17 protein-coding genes are annotated in these 13,000 nt (G+C 72.1%); 12 read left to right on the forward strand and 5 right to left on the reverse strand.

Features of this window, described 5'->3' with window-relative positions:
- Positions 1-8: 8 nt before the first annotated feature.
- The 5 genes from AB0L00_RS36155 to AB0L00_RS36175 all read right to left on the reverse strand — a co-directional run bounded on the left by AB0L00_RS36155 (position 9) and on the right by AB0L00_RS36175 (position 3,971).
- Positions 9-389: a hypothetical protein gene (locus AB0L00_RS36155; RefSeq protein ID WP_364441853.1), complete on the reverse strand. Its 381-nt coding sequence runs from the start codon at positions 387-389 to the stop codon at positions 9-11.
- A gap of 58 nt (positions 390-447) precedes the next feature.
- The gene (locus AB0L00_RS36160; protein WP_364441855.1) at positions 448-2,526 is read right to left on the reverse strand and encodes a hypothetical protein; all 2,079 of its coding nucleotides are present in this window, start codon (positions 2,524-2,526) and stop codon (positions 448-450) included.
- Between the two features lie 140 nt (positions 2,527-2,666).
- Complete coding sequence (locus AB0L00_RS36165) at positions 2,667-3,068, reverse strand: SpoIIE family protein phosphatase (protein WP_364441856.1); 402 nt, start codon at positions 3,066-3,068, stop codon at positions 2,667-2,669.
- The gene (locus AB0L00_RS36170; RefSeq protein WP_364441858.1) at positions 3,047-3,262 is read right to left on the reverse strand and encodes a hypothetical protein; all 216 of its coding nucleotides are present in this window, start codon (positions 3,260-3,262) and stop codon (positions 3,047-3,049) included. The genes AB0L00_RS36165 and AB0L00_RS36170 overlap by 22 nt, the downstream gene beginning before the upstream one ends.
- Positions 3,263-3,317: 55 nt before the next feature.
- Positions 3,318-3,971 carry an Hsp20/alpha crystallin family protein gene (locus tag AB0L00_RS36175; RefSeq protein ID WP_364441859.1) on the reverse strand — a complete coding sequence of 218 codons (654 nt, stop codon included), beginning with the start codon at positions 3,969-3,971 and terminating at the stop codon, positions 3,318-3,320.
- A gap of 320 nt (positions 3,972-4,291) precedes the next feature.
- On the opposite strand from AB0L00_RS36175, the gene AB0L00_RS36180 reads away from it, so the two are divergent.
- From AB0L00_RS36180 to AB0L00_RS36235, 12 genes are all read left to right on the forward strand, one after another.
- Positions 4,292-4,981, forward strand: a complete 690-nt coding sequence (locus tag AB0L00_RS36180) for a hypothetical protein (protein ID WP_364441860.1) — start codon at positions 4,292-4,294, stop codon at positions 4,979-4,981.
- 6 nt (positions 4,982-4,987) lie between these two features.
- Positions 4,988-6,238 carry an SRPBCC family protein gene (locus tag AB0L00_RS36185; RefSeq protein WP_364441861.1) on the forward strand — a complete coding sequence of 417 codons (1,251 nt, stop codon included), beginning with the start codon at positions 4,988-4,990 and terminating at the stop codon, positions 6,236-6,238.
- A 25-nt stretch (positions 6,239-6,263) separates the two neighbouring features.
- The gene (gvpJ, locus tag AB0L00_RS36190; RefSeq protein ID WP_364404361.1) at positions 6,264-6,662 is read left to right on the forward strand and encodes a gas vesicle protein GvpJ; all 399 of its coding nucleotides are present in this window, start codon (positions 6,264-6,266) and stop codon (positions 6,660-6,662) included.
- Position 6,663: 1 nt separating this feature from the next.
- Complete coding sequence (locus AB0L00_RS36195) at positions 6,664-7,449, forward strand: GvpL/GvpF family gas vesicle protein (protein ID WP_364441863.1); 786 nt, start codon at positions 6,664-6,666, stop codon at positions 7,447-7,449.
- Positions 7,450-7,452: 3 nt separating this feature from the next.
- The gene (locus AB0L00_RS36200) at positions 7,453-7,695 is read left to right on the forward strand and encodes a gas vesicle protein GvpG (RefSeq protein ID WP_364404357.1); all 243 of its coding nucleotides are present in this window, start codon (positions 7,453-7,455) and stop codon (positions 7,693-7,695) included.
- A 34-nt stretch (positions 7,696-7,729) separates the two neighbouring features.
- Positions 7,730-8,134, forward strand: coding sequence for a gas vesicle protein GvpO (gene gvpO, locus AB0L00_RS36205; RefSeq protein ID WP_364441865.1), 405 nt, complete (start codon positions 7,730-7,732; stop codon positions 8,132-8,134).
- The gene (locus AB0L00_RS36210; RefSeq protein ID WP_364441866.1) at positions 8,131-8,262 is read left to right on the forward strand and encodes a hypothetical protein; all 132 of its coding nucleotides are present in this window, start codon (positions 8,131-8,133) and stop codon (positions 8,260-8,262) included. The genes gvpO and AB0L00_RS36210 overlap by 4 nt, the downstream gene beginning before the upstream one ends.
- Positions 8,259-8,681 carry a gas vesicle protein gene (locus AB0L00_RS36215; protein WP_364441867.1) on the forward strand — a complete coding sequence of 141 codons (423 nt, stop codon included), beginning with the start codon at positions 8,259-8,261 and terminating at the stop codon, positions 8,679-8,681. Before AB0L00_RS36210 ends, AB0L00_RS36215 begins: the two co-directional genes overlap by 4 nt.
- On the forward strand, positions 8,674-9,465 hold the full coding sequence (locus AB0L00_RS36220) for a GvpL/GvpF family gas vesicle protein (RefSeq protein WP_364441868.1): 792 nt from the start codon (positions 8,674-8,676) through the stop codon (positions 9,463-9,465). The genes AB0L00_RS36215 and AB0L00_RS36220 overlap by 8 nt, the downstream gene beginning before the upstream one ends.
- Entirely contained in the window at positions 9,462-9,710 is a 249-nt protein-coding gene (locus AB0L00_RS36225) for a gas vesicle protein (protein WP_364441870.1), read from the forward strand. Before AB0L00_RS36220 ends, AB0L00_RS36225 begins: the two co-directional genes overlap by 4 nt.
- Positions 9,707-10,060 (forward strand): gas vesicle protein K, encoded by a 354-nt coding sequence (locus tag AB0L00_RS36230; RefSeq protein ID WP_364441872.1) that lies wholly within the window; start codon positions 9,707-9,709, stop codon positions 10,058-10,060. The genes AB0L00_RS36225 and AB0L00_RS36230 overlap by 4 nt, the downstream gene beginning before the upstream one ends.
- Positions 10,061-10,254: 194 nt before the next feature.
- A complete protein-coding gene (locus tag AB0L00_RS36235) occupies positions 10,255-12,780 on the forward strand; it encodes a tetratricopeptide repeat protein (RefSeq protein WP_364441873.1) in 2,526 nt (841 codons plus the stop codon).
- The last annotated feature ends 220 nt before the right edge of the window (positions 12,781-13,000 follow it).

The raw sequence follows: 13,000 nt of genomic DNA on the forward strand, positions 1-13,000 counted from the left end.
CCTCAAACCTAGTGGTCGGTCCCGGCGTAGGCGCGGCGGACGGCCTTGCGGCTCACCAGAACCGCGACCACGGCCAGCAGGAGACCCACGACCGCCTGCTCGACCTTCATCCAGGCCGGGAAGCCGTCGTGCGGAAGCGCGACGATGACCACGATCGCCACCGGGGCGACGGTGGACATCAGCCGCATGCGCCGATAGGCGGCGCGACTGCCGTGGCGGCTGCGCCTGGCCAGCGCGATGAGCAGGGCGGCGATCACGACGACGATGGTGCCGCGGATCCACACGGCGGCGCTGCCGCCGATGAGCGCCGCGACGCCGAGAGTGGCGATCGAGATGACCAGGGCGGTGACGAAGAGGGCACGGATCCACACGTACAACTTCTTATCCATGTGGATAATCTTATCCGTGTGGATAAGAAGTTGTCGATCGTCCGGGGCCCGCCGGACGTCAGAGTTTGACCCCCGCGGGCACCTGGTTCCGGAACTGCGGGTTCAGGTGGATCGCCGTGCGCAGATGCCTCCGGCCCAGGCCGATCTCACCCCGCCCCACCAGCAACAGGCCGAGGTTGAGGTGAGCCGCCGCGTTGCGCGGCTCGATCTGTAGATCCCTCTCATAGAAGGAGATCGCTTTCGCCGGTCTCGTCGCGGACAGCAGCACGCCCAGGTTGTAGAGCGCACTGCCGAACCGTGGATCGATGGCCAGGGTCTTCAGGTACTCGAGTTCCGCCTCGGTGGAGCTTCCGATCCCCTGGAGGAGCACGCCCTTGTTGTAGTGCGGGACCGCGTTGCGGGGAGCGATGCGGGCCGCCGCCGTGTAGTCGATCAGGGCGCCCTCCGGGTCGCCGCCGTCCTGGGCGGAGCGTCCCGCGCCGATCAGTCGATCCGCGGCGTCGCGGGGGAGGTGTCTCGGATCGAGTTCGGCCGTCTTCTGGAAGAGGCAGGCGCCGGGCGCCGTGTACACCAGCGTGTAGTGCGCCCACACGTAAGAGGACACCTGAGGGGTCCAGGGCACGAAGCTGCTCCGCGGTGACACCAGGTACAGGTAGTCGGCCTGGCGCATGGCGGTCTCCCACTCCCGTACCAGCCGTGGCTCGAACGGTCCGGTCCAGGGCGGCGGGTGCGCCGGGTCGGCCGCGAGCCATTGCCCGTAGACGTCCACCGTCGCGGGGCAATGCCGGTTCGTGGTGAGACGGTCCGCCTCGATCAGGGCGGTGGCACCGTCGAACACCACACAGGCGCCTCGCCGGATGTAGGAGGCGAGATCTCGCCCGGAGTCGACGTAGTAGGCCGTGTAGTTCCGCGCGTAACCGATCCGCGTCAGGGCGGCGGCGTAGGCGACGATCAGGAGAGTCGTCATCGCGGTCCGCCGCAGGAGTTTCACGTTGCGTTCCGTGCCGAAGCGGCTGATCGTCACCGCACGCGCGAATCTGCCGACGACCACGCCGAGGAGCAGCGCGAGAAAGACACCGGGAAAGTAGCCGTAGCCGTTGAAGAACTGCCGCGGAACGCACAGCCCGGCCACCGTCGCGACCGCGGCGGTGAGGATGAACCAGTCCAGCGCGACGCGGTCGCCGGCCAGGGTGTAACCGACGACGACCGCCGCCGTCAGCGCGGCCAGCACGCAGGTGGCCACGACGGATGCCGCGGTCAACCCGGGTATCCCGCCAAGGCCGGTCATCCACGCGAACCGGTCCCAGATCGCCATGGACGCCCATCCAGAGGTGCCCCGGCTGAGCTGTACGAAGAACACGTCATGGAGGAATCTGCCGGGGGCCAGGGCGAAGAACGGGGCGACGGGCACCGCCGCCCCCGCCGTCATGCCGCCGACCAGCCACCCGACCGGCCCGCGTCGCCCGCCCCTCAGGTGGAAGACCAGGTAGACGGCCAGGACGGCCGCGATCGGCAGCACCGCCCAGATCTTCACCGCACAGGCGAAGCCGAGCGCCAGGCCACCGGCGAACGTCCGGCGGCGACCTGACGTGAGGGTGCCGGTCCCGCCGAACAGGGCGAGTGCGCCGAGGAGGCAGAACACGAGGTGATAGGCCTCGAGCTCGACGGTGTTGGCGGCATCGAAGGTCAGCGGAGAACACGCCAGCGCCACGCCCGTCGTCATCATCGCGACCCGCCCGCGATACCGAACGAGCAGCGTGCCGAGCACGGCGACTCCCACCGCCATCACGGCCGTCAGCACGCGGGCGATCGCCATGGCCACCGGTTCGCCGACCATATCGGCCAAGGCCGCGGCAGGCGCCAACATCAGCGGCAGACCCGGCGGATGCAGCAAGGTGAAGTCTCGATAGGGAAGTTCTCCGCCGGCCAGCCGCAACGCCGCGCCGAAATAGACGCCATCGTTGTAGGAGTTGAGCTGGTGCGTTCCGACCAGGGCGTGCGGCCGGGAGAACTCCCAGACGAGCAACGCGGCCGCGAGGAGCCCCACACCGCCGACCACCGCCCGGCGCCCCCACGACGGCGGTACGCGGACGGCGGGCATTCCCGTGCCGGACCGCGACAGACCTTCGATCTTCATGCCCACCAGGGTCCGACACCCCGCGCCACGTGCCCGGCTCGACAGCCGGGCACGTGGCAACCGGGAGCCGCTCCGCACCGAATCTTGACCTTGCCGGTTCCGCCGCCGACGCGAACCCCGGGGCGGCGCGGCTTCGACGGCTAACGGTCGGGACGCTGCACGGGCAGGGTCTGCGGCGGCATCTGGATGGAGCCGGGGGTCGCGGGCCGCCACTCGGCCAGCATGACGGTGGCGTCGTCGGCCAGCGGCGCGAGCTCCTTGATCACCTTGTCCTTGCGGATCAGCAGCGGGGGCGGATGACCGCAGTTCACCCATTCGAGGTGACCGGTCTCCGTCTCCAGATTCAGCAGCAGGCCGGTCATGAACCGCCACTCCGGACTGTGTTCCCGGATCGCGCTGTCGGCGACCGTCGCGATCTCGGCCAGAGTTCCGCCGGCCCGGCGGGTGCTGCGGCAGGAGGCCAGGCCCACGCACGCCACCAGCTCGGCGATGAGGTCGTGCCCGGCGGCGTCCAGCACCGTCATGCGGACGGCTGTGCCCATGGTGGAGAAGTCACGTCCCCGCCGAGCCGGTAGGCGGGCTCGGCCGCCGCGGCGATCACCACGTCCTTGGTGGCGATGGTGTGGCCGGGCATGAAGGCCCAGACCATCTCGGCCGACAATTCCATCCGCTCACGGCGACGCAGCCGGGCGAAGGCGTCGCTGTACACGCCGTGGCTGGCCACGAGGAGCGTCACCGCCGCGGCCATGGTCCGCGGCCGGCCGTCCCTTCGACACTACGCGCGGAGTTCCTCAGCGCTCGGGCCGGATCCCCTCACTCGGTATGCCCCCGGACGGCGGCATTCCTCCTCCCGGCATGCCGGTGGCCCGCGTGCCGCCGGCCGGCATCCCGGTCGTCTGTCCTTCGGCGGGCATGCCACCGGTCTCCATGCCACCTGTCGGCATGCCGGTGGTCTCCGTGCCGCCGGCCGGCATCTCCGTGGCGCGTCCGCCCATGATCGGGATGTGGTGCCCGTGGGCTCGCCGCGCCTTCGGGATGCGCAGGGTCAGCACACCTTCTTCCAGGTTCGCCTCGACGTTGTCCGCGTCGACGTCGGACGGGAGCGACGTGTGGTAGTGGAACCGCCCGACCCGTACGCGCAGCGCGTTCGATCCCTCGGTCTCCTCCCGAACCTCTCCGTTCACGCAGAGCTCGCGGTCACGGATGCCGACGTCGATCTCGTCCGGCATGATGCCCGGCAACTCGAGCCGGGCGACGTAGCCCTCGTCGGTCTCGTCGATCTCCGCCACCGGTACCCACGGACGCGCGGCCTCGGCCTCCATCGGCGCGTGGATGAGCCCGGTCATCCGGTTGAGCAGTTCCTGAACGTCCGCGAAGGGATCCCGGTGCAGCAGTCCGGTCGGCTCCATCCCGTGCAGCCGGCCGCCCTTGGCTCGCCGCCTCATCGGCATAGTCATGACAATCCCCGTATTTGTCAGCATGGGCGCCTTCGCCGGCGTCCACTGTCCGGTTCCGTTGGCGCGGTGATCCCCCGATCACCGCAAACCGCCTCACTTTGCGCCGTACCCGCCGTTACCCGGGCCACACGCAGGCGGGTTTTGCAGACGACGCGGCGGGTAGGGCGATCGGTACAGACCTACGTATTGATCGTTTTTACGCTGGATGTCGGCGATATCGGCAGTAGGGGCGGCCGAGGCCGACGGTCGGTCAGGGCGGATGGGGGCACGGCACCGCTCCGGCTGCGGGCGCTAAGGGGGACACGATCATGAAGGACGGACTGCGGATCGCCCTCGCCGTCGGCGCGGGCTACCTGATGGGCCGCCGGCGCAAGATGAGGCTCGCGTTGACGCTCGCCGCGGCCGGAGCCTCGGGACGCATCGCCAAGAACCCGGCGAGCCTGGTCAAGCAGGGCACCAAACTCCTGAACACCTCTCCCGAGGTGAAGAACCTGACCGACACCGTTCGCGGCCGCCTCGTGGAGGTCGGCAAGGCGGCGGCCGTCACCGCCGCCAGCAGCCAGATCGACGCGCTCAGCGACCGTCTTCAGCGACGGACCGAGTCTCTCCTGCGGCCGCCTACGCCCGGTGCCGTACGGAAGACGGAGGAGCCCGCCGAGGAGCGGGGCGGCTACGAGGAGGACGAGCGCTACGAAGAGGAGCGCGAGGAACGGCCGAGGCGCCGGCCCGCCGCGCTGCGCAGACCGTCCGCGATCCGTCGCCGGCCACGGGGCCGTGACCTCCCAGAGGAGCCGGAAGAGGAGGACGAGGAGCGGCCCGGCGCCGCCGATGATGAGCACACCGAGGACGAGATCCCCGACCGGCCACGCGGCGTGCGGCGCCGGGCATCCCGCCGAGCGGAGCCGGAGGACGAGTACGACGAGGAGACCGACGACCGGCCGCTACGGGAGGCCCCGCTGAGCGGGCGACGACCGCCCGTCCGGCGGACGCGGAGGTGAGCGCCGATGACGGAGACGCGCTCGGTGACCGACCCGCTGAAGCAGACCACCGAGCAGCTCCCCGGCGGCGACCTGCTGAAGGAGCTGCACGCCGACCGGTTGATCAGCGAGCTGCAGACCCTGGTCACCGCCATGGGAACGCGGGCCGCGACGCGCCTGCTCGCGCGGATCGAGGGCACCGCGGACCGGCTCGGCGACTACTCCGAGCACGGTGAGGGCGGGCTGCTGTCCGCCCTGACGGGAGGCGCCGGCGGGGGCCTGCTGTCCGGCCTGGCCAAGCGCGGCGGCGGGAGCCTGCTGTCCGGCGTCGCCAAGGGCGGCAAGGGCGGCCTGCTGTCCGGTCTCGCCAAGGGCGCGGGGGGTGGGGTGTTGTCCGCCCTGTCCGGCGGCGGAAAGGAAGGGTCGCTGAGAGAGCGGCTCGCTCCGGGCCTCGCCGCCGTCAAGGCGTACGCCAAGACGAAGCTGGAGCAGAAGCTGGGCGGGGGCGGCAAAGGCGGCAAGGGCAAGAAGCTCAAGGTCACCAACATCGTCGAGACCCTCGACGTCGGCGCGCCGCTCCAGCTCGTCTACAACCAGTGGACGCAGTTCGAGGACTTCCCGTCGTTCACCAAGAAGGTCGAGGACGTCCAGCAGGAGTCCGACGAGAAGGTCCGGTGGAAGGCGCAGGTCTTCTGGTCGCATCGCTCCTGGGAGTCGACCATCATCGAGCAGATCCCCGACACGCGGATCGTCTGGCGGTCCCGGGGGCCGAAGGGCTATGTGGACGGCGCCGTGGCCTTCAGCGAGATCGGGCCCGACATGACCCGCATCGCGCTGGTGCTGGAGTACCACCCGCAAGGGCTGTTCGAGCACACCGGGAACCTCTGGCGCGCCCAGGGCCGCCGCGCGCGCCTGGAGTTCAAGCACTTCCGGCGGCACGTCATGACCCAGGCGATCCTGCGCCCCGACGAGATCGAGGGATGGCGTGGCGAGATCCGCGACGGTGAGGTCGTCAAGGACCACGAGACCGCCGTGCGCGAGCAGGAGGAGGCCGAGGGTCGGGAGAAGAGGGCCGGGCCCGAGGAGGAGCCGGAGCGCGAGCGCGCGGGCGAGTACCCGGAGGAGTACGAGGGCGAGGAGGAACCCGAGTACGAGGAGGGGGAACCCGAGGAGGAGGAGCACGGGCGCCGCGAGCGCGTGACCTCCGGGAGACGAAGCGGCGACACCGGGCGAGGGGACCGGTCCGAGCGCTCGGAACGCCGCGAGCGCCGCAGGTGACACTGACGCGACCACGGGGGGAACCATGACCACGGCAGTACAGCCGGCGGGCGGAGGGGGGCTCGGACGCCCATCGGGCGGCGGCCTGGCCGACGTCATCGACACGATCCTGGACAAGGGGCTGGTCATCGACGCCTACGTCCGGGTGTCGCTGGTCGGCATCGAGGTGCTGGCCATCGACGCGCGGATCGTCGTCGCCAGCGTCGAGACGTACCTGCAGTTCGCCGAGGCGGCCAACCGCCTGGACCTGACGCAGACCGAGGAGCAGGGCCTCCCGGGGCTGATGAAGGGATTGCAGGAGGGCGGCGCGAAGTACAAGACCCGCGGCGCCATCGAGGGTGTCGGCGAGAAGCTCCGCGAGTTCGTGGGCATGGACGACGCCGAGCGGGCCCCACGTCGGCGCCGCCGGCCGGGGGAGGAGTGAGATGACGGCGCCTGGACAGGCCCGCGAGGCCCAGCAGACCCGGAACGTCGGCTGCTACGTCTACGGCATCCTGCCGGGTGACGTGGAGCTGACCCCTGACGCCCGCGGATTGCGGGACGGCGACGTCGACCTCGTGCGGCACGGGGACATCGCGGCACTCGTCAGCGAAATCGACCTGGGCGGGCCGATCGGCCGGCCGGAGGACCTCACCGCGCACGAGCGGCTCCTGGACGACGCCGCCGTGGAGGTCCCCGTCCTCCCGCTACGGTTCGGCGCGGTCCTCGCGAGCCGGGAGGCGGTGGAGCAGGAGCTGCTGGCCGCCAACCACGATCAGTTCCTCGCGGCGCTGGACGAGATCGAGGGGCGGGTCGAGTACGTCGTGAAGGGCCGTTACGAGGAGCGCGCCGTGCTCCGGGAGATCATCGCGGAGAACCCGGACGCGGCGAGCCTGCTGGAGCGGATCCGTGACCGTCCCGAGGAGCTCACCCGGGACGCCCGGATCCGGCTCGGGCAGTTCATCGAGCAGGCGATCTCCGCCAAGCGCGACGTCGACACCCAGTGGGCGGCCCAGGCCCTGGCGGAGTACTCGCAGGCGAACGTCCTGCGGCGGCCGACGCACCCGGAGGACGCCGTCCAGGTGGCCTTCCTCGTCGAGACCGACCGGCGGTCGGAGTTCGAGAAGGCGGTGGCGAAGATCGCCGAAGAGTGGCAGGGGCGGGTCGGTCTCCGCCTGCTCGGCCCGATGGCGCCGTACGACTTCGTCATCACGCCCGGACCGGGAGGCTGAGCCATGGGCCTGGTCTCCTCGATCCTCACGTTGCCGTTCCTTCCGGTGCAGGGCGTGATCAAGCTGGGTGAGCTCATCGAACAGCAGGTCGAGCAGCAGCTCACCAGCCCGACGGCGATCCGCGCGCAGCTGGAGGAAATCGAGCGGCGGCGGCAGGCCGGTCTCATCTCGGAGGAGGAAGAGGCCGAGGCCCAGCAGGAGATCCTCGGCCGACTGATCGGCGGTCCGGCCACCGGCGCCCCCTAGCGGGTTCCGGCCGCCCCGCCGGAAGGGAGAAACCGTGTCCGTCAGCCGCAGAGGCCGGCCGGAACGTGCGCGCGGGCGGCTCGATGACGACGTGGACGAGGACTACGACGCCGAGTACGAGGCCGACGACTACGAGGAGGACGAACCGCGGTCGGGGCGCCGGGGTGCGGCCGGGTCCCGGCGGCTGTCGGCGGCGGAGGCGGCGCACGCCGCACGCCGGGAGATCACCGCGCTCACGGGCAAGACCACGGAGGGCGTGGTGTCGATACGTCCGGCGGAGAACGGCTGGGTCGCCGGCGTCGAACTGCTCGAGGCCCGGCGCGTCCCCTCCTCCTCGGACACGCTGGCGCTGTACGAGGTCGAGGTCGACGAGGAGGGCGGCCTCGTCGCGTACCGCCGGATCCAGCGCTACCCGCGCGGCCGCAGCGAGGCATCATGACCGAGCGAAGCGAGGGCATCGGTAAGCAGAGCACCTTTGGTCATGGGGCCGACGACATGACCGAGCGAAGCGAGGGCATCGGTAAGCAGAGCACCTTGGTCATGGGGCCGACGAAGGAGGCCTCATGACCGGCGGGTACGTCACCCCGTACGGTGCCGGGCCGAGCGGCGGGCGGGAGGGGGCCAACCTCGGCGACATCCTGGAGCGCGTCCTCGACAAGGGCATCGTGATCGCCGGCGACATCCAGGTGAACCTCCTCGACATCGAGCTGCTCACCATCAAGCTGCGGCTGCTGATCGTGTCGGTGGAGACCGCGCGCGAGCTGGGGATCGACTGGTGGGAGCACGACCCGTGGCTGACCGGCGACCGGCGCGGCCTGGAAGAGGAGAACCGCCGGCTGCGGGAGCGGGTCGCCGACCTGGAGGAGGGGCGGCGCGGCCGGCGGGCCATGGAGGCGCCGTACGAGGAGCCGCGTTCGGAGGCGGAGCACCGCCGTGCCGAGGAGCCGGAGCGCCGTCGGATCGACCCGGAGCGCCGCCGTGACTGAGACGGGAACGTACCTGTACGCCATCGCCCGGGACACCGGGGCGCCGTTGCCGCCGGGCCTGACCGGGCTGCTGGGCGCGCCGGTCCGGACGGTCACGGAGGCCGGGCTCGCCGCGTACGTGGGGACGGTGCCGCTCGCGCAGTTCGGCGAGGCCGCCCTGAAACGGAACCTGGAGGACCTGGCGTGGCTGGAGGCGACGGCGCGGGCCCATCACCAGGTCGTCGAGGCGGCGGCGGAGACCGGCCCGGTCGCCCCCGTACGGCTCGTGACCGTCTACCGGGGCGACGAGCAGATTCGGGGTCTCCTGCGCGACCGCGCCGAGGAGCTCGCGGACGTCCTCGCCCGCGTCGCCGGGCGCCGGGAGTGGGGTGTGAAGGTCTTCGCCACTCCGCAGGGCGGCGCACCGGACGACACGGGGGCCGGCGACGCGTCGGAGAGCCCGTCGGGCCGCCCGGGGACGGCGTACCTGAAGCGGCGCCGGACGAACCTGCGCACGCGCGAGGAGGCATGGCGCCGTGCGGCCTCGCGCGCCGAGCGGATCGACTCCGTCCTCGCGGGGATCGCGGTGGCGCGCCGGCACCACCGGGCGCAGGACCCGCAGCTGTCCGGCCGGGACGACTGGATGGTGCTGAACGGCGCGTACCTCGTCGACGACGAGCGGGGCGAGGAGTTCGCCGCCGCGGTCGCCGCGCTCCGCGACCCGGAGCTGGACGTTCAGCTCACCGGGCCGTGGGCGCCGTACTCCTTCACGGTCGGCGAACCCGGAGCGGGAGGGGCCGCGTGACGGTCGACCGTTCCGTCGAGCGCCCGCCGGCCGTACGAGGCGGCGTCCCGGCACAGCGCGTGGCGCTGGTCGACCTGCTCGACCGCCTCCTCGCCGGCGGCGTCGTCATCAGCGGCGACCTGACCCTGTCCATCGCCGACGTCGACCTGGTCCGGATCTCGCTGCGGGTGCTGATCGGCTCGGTCGGCGGCGACGACGTCATCGCACCGCGACGATCCGACCCCCCGGGGACGGTGGCACCGTGACCGAGCCCTTCGACGCCCGTCCGCACGACCCGGACGCCGTTCTCCCCGCGGGCGCCCCGGTGCGCCGCGGCGGCCGGCGCATCGAGGCCGACTCCGAGACCGTCCAGCGCGACCTGGCGCAGCTGGTCCTCACCGTGGTCGAACTCGTACGGCAGCTGGTCGAGCGCCAGTGCATCCGGCGGGTCGACCAGGGCGACCTGTCCGACGAACAGGTCGAGGAGATCGGCGTGACGCTGATGCGCCTGGAAGAGGCGATGGAGGAGCTGTGCGAGCGGTTCGGCCTGTCGATGTCGGACTTGAACCTCGACCTCGGCCCGCTCGGCACCCTCCTGCCCACCGACCCGGATTGATCAGCGCGATATCGGCTCATTAGCGGGTGACCGAAATGCGCTCCGCCGCGCACGGCCTTCGAAGATCAGGTAGATAGGAAGCCGGATTCCTCGCGAACACCGGCCCACGCCGCATGGGCCGAATCGACGGCAGGGGAGACCTCTTGGCGGCGCAGGACGCTGCGAACGGTGCGTTTCCGGATCCGCGCGAAGCCGTGACGGCACAGGAGTTCACCGCGTTGCTCCGACGGCTGCGCGCCTGGTCCGGGCTGACCTACCGGCAGGTGGAGAAGCGCAGCGGGGTGCAGGGGGTGCCTCTCCCGTACAGCACGATCGCCACGGCGCTGCAGCGCGACACCCTGCCGCGCGAGGAGTTCGTCGAGGTGTTCGTCCGGGCGTGCGGCGTCGACCCGGTGCCATGGCTGGTGGCGCGCAAACGGCTCGCGGTCGGCGGGACCGAGGCCGCCTGGCCCGCCGAGGATCCGGCCGGAGCGGCCCCGGTGCCGCGACCGGCGCAGCTTCCGCCCGACGCCGGCGACTTCTCCGGCCGGGCCGCCCCCGTACGGGAGCTGACCCGGCTGCTCGTCGACGGAGAGGCCAGGACGATCGTGATCTCGGCGATCGCCGGCATGGCGGGCGTCGGCAAGACGACGCTGGCCGTGCACGTGGCGCACGGGGTCGAGGACGTGTTCCCCGACGGCCGGCTCCACGTCGACCTCCGCGCCTATGACGCGCCGCTCGCGCCCGCTGACGTGCTGGCCCGCTTCCTCCGGTCACTGGGCGTGGACGGCCAGAAGATCCCCGACACGCTGGACGAGCGCGCCGCGATGTACCGCAGCCTGCTGGCCCCTCGGCGCGTCCTCGTCGTGCTGGACAACGCCGCCGACGAGGCCCAGGTGCGCCCGTTGCTCCCCGGTACGCCGACCTGCGCCGTACTGCTGACCAGCCGGCGGCACCTGGCCGGCCTGGAGGGCGCGCACCACCTGGACCTGGAGGTGTTCGACTCCGGACCGGCCGTCGAGCTCCTTGGGCGCATCGCCGGCGCCGACCGGGTGGCGGCCGAGCCCGACGAGGCCCTGGAGATCGCGGCGCTGTGCGGCGGGCTTCCCCTGGCGGTCCGGATCTGCGGGGCGAGGCTGCGGACCCGGCCGCACTGGCGGCTGACGGACCTGACGCGCCGGCTGCGCGACGAGAGATCCCGCCTCGACGAACTCGCCGTCGGCGACCTCGCCGTGCGGGCCGGACTGTCGCTGAGCTACGCGGGACTGGACGCGGACGCGAAACGGCTCTTCCGTCTCCTCGGCCTGCTCGACGCGCCGGACTTCGCCTCCTGGGTCGCGGCCGCCCTCCTCGGCGTCACGCCCGGGCGGGCGGAGCGTCATCTCGACGAGCTCCTCGACGCCCGGCTGCTCGACGTGCGGAGCGCGGACGGGCCCGGGGTCCGCTACCGGTTCCACGACCTCGTCCGGGTCTACGCCCGCGAACTCGCCGAACGCCAGGACGACCCGTCCGACCGGCGGGCCGCGCTCGCGCGGGCGTTCGGCGGCTGGCTGGCGCTCGCGGAACAGGCGCACATCGGGCTGTTCGGCGGCGACTACGCCGTTCTCCACGGTTCCGCCCCGCGCTGGCCGGCCCCCGTCGAGCTGTGCGCGGATCCGGTGGCCTGGTACGAGAGCGAACGGCCGAGCCTGCTCGCCACCGTCGACCAGGCGGCCCGGCTGGGGTTGGACGAGCTGTGCTGGGACCTGGCGTGCAGCCTGTGGTCCGTCTTCGAGACGGTCGCCCACCACGACGAGTGGCGGGTCACGGCGGAGACGGCGCTCGCCGTGACCCGCCGCGCCGGGAACCAGCGGGGAGAGGCCTTCGCGTTGACGGGACTCGCCCACCTCGCCGTCGCCCGCCAGCGCTACGCGCAGGCCATGGAGTACCTGGACTCGGCGACCCGGATCTTCGAGAGCGTGCGCGAGGAGCACGGTCGCGCGCTGTGCCTGACCATGGCGGCGTACGTCCACCACATGAGCGGTCGCCATGACCAGGCGCTGCCCCGCTACCAGGAGGCTCTCACCGGGCTCCGGCGCGCGGGGGACCACGGCGCCGAGGTCATCTGCCTGCGCTGCATCGGCCAGATCCACCTGGAACTGGCCCGCCCCGATCTCGCCCTGCCGTACCTCGACGCCGCGCGGTCGCTCGTCGGCGGGGCCGACGGAGAGCGCTACCACCCGCAGCTCCTCGACCAGATCGGCCGGTTCCACCTCGGGCTGGGCGAGCTGGACGAGGCCGAGCGGGTGTTCACCCGGCTGGCGGGCGTCACCGACGAGATCCGGGACCCGCAGGGCGGTGCCGCCGCGCGGTGCGGCCTCGGCGAGGTGCTGTTGCACCGCGGGGAGTTCGAGCAGGCCCGGACACTGCTGCACGAGGCCCTGACGCTCGCCCGCGAGGCGGGTGAGCGCCTGCTCGGCGCCCGCGTCCTGACCGTCCTGGGCCGGTGCCACGCCGGGGAGCACGACCACGAGCGGGCGGTCGCCCTGCTCCGCGAGGCCGCCGCCAGGTGCGCCGAGATCCGTACGCCGCTCTGGGAGGCGCGGGCGCTGGACGCCCTGGGCGCCGTCCTGCTCGCCGACGGCGACGTCCGAGCCGCGGAGGGCGCGTGGACCCGGGCCCGGACGCTGTTCGCCACCGCGAACTCACCGGAGGCGGCCGACGTCGCCGCCCGTCTCGAGAACCTCCCCGGCCGTATGTAGCCGCCGGCCCTCTCGAGCTCCGTTCCGGCCGGGTAACAGGCCCCGCGTCCGGCCGCGACGGTGAGGAGCAGGCTGCCAGACGATGACGTCAGGTTCGGCTCACGCGTACGCCCGGGGCGCCCGGGTGGTCGGCGGCCGCGGCCTCGGCGTCGTCACGCACTTCTCCACGCTCGCCCCCGCCGTCGGCGACCTCATCGCGTCCTACGATCTGGTGGTCGGG

It is taken from the genome of Actinoallomurus sp. NPDC052308, assembly GCF_040679195.1.
GTDB classification, from domain to species: domain Bacteria; phylum Actinomycetota; class Actinomycetes; order Streptosporangiales; family Streptosporangiaceae; genus Actinoallomurus; species Actinoallomurus liliacearum.

Coding starts and splice junctions, on each gene's coding strand:
- AB0L00_RS36195 (WP_364441863.1), top strand. CDS start 6,664: ATGACGGCGCCTGGACAGGCCCGCGAGGCCCAGCAGACCCGGAACGTC.
- AB0L00_RS36180 (WP_364441860.1), top strand. CDS start 4,292: ATGAAGGACGGACTGCGGATCGCCCTCGCCGTCGGCGCGGGCTACCTG.
- AB0L00_RS36210 (WP_364441866.1), top strand. CDS start 8,131: ATGACCGAGCGAAGCGAGGGCATCGGTAAGCAGAGCACCTTTGGTCAT.
- AB0L00_RS36160 (WP_364441855.1), bottom strand. CDS start 2,526: ATGAAGATCGAAGGTCTGTCGCGGTCCGGCACGGGAATGCCCGCCGTC.
- AB0L00_RS36165 (WP_364441856.1), bottom strand. CDS start 3,068: ATGGGCACAGCCGTCCGCATGACGGTGCTGGACGCCGCCGGGCACGAC.
- AB0L00_RS36155 (WP_364441853.1), bottom strand. CDS start 389: ATGGATAAGAAGTTGTACGTGTGGATCCGTGCCCTCTTCGTCACCGCC.
- AB0L00_RS36200 (WP_364404357.1), top strand. CDS start 7,453: ATGGGCCTGGTCTCCTCGATCCTCACGTTGCCGTTCCTTCCGGTGCAG.
- gvpJ (WP_364404361.1), top strand. CDS start 6,264: ATGACCACGGCAGTACAGCCGGCGGGCGGAGGGGGGCTCGGACGCCCA.
- AB0L00_RS36185 (WP_364441861.1), top strand. CDS start 4,988: ATGACGGAGACGCGCTCGGTGACCGACCCGCTGAAGCAGACCACCGAG.
- AB0L00_RS36175 (WP_364441859.1), bottom strand. CDS start 3,971: ATGAGGCGGCGAGCCAAGGGCGGCCGGCTGCACGGGATGGAGCCGACC.
- AB0L00_RS36215 (WP_364441867.1), top strand. CDS start 8,259: ATGACCGGCGGGTACGTCACCCCGTACGGTGCCGGGCCGAGCGGCGGG.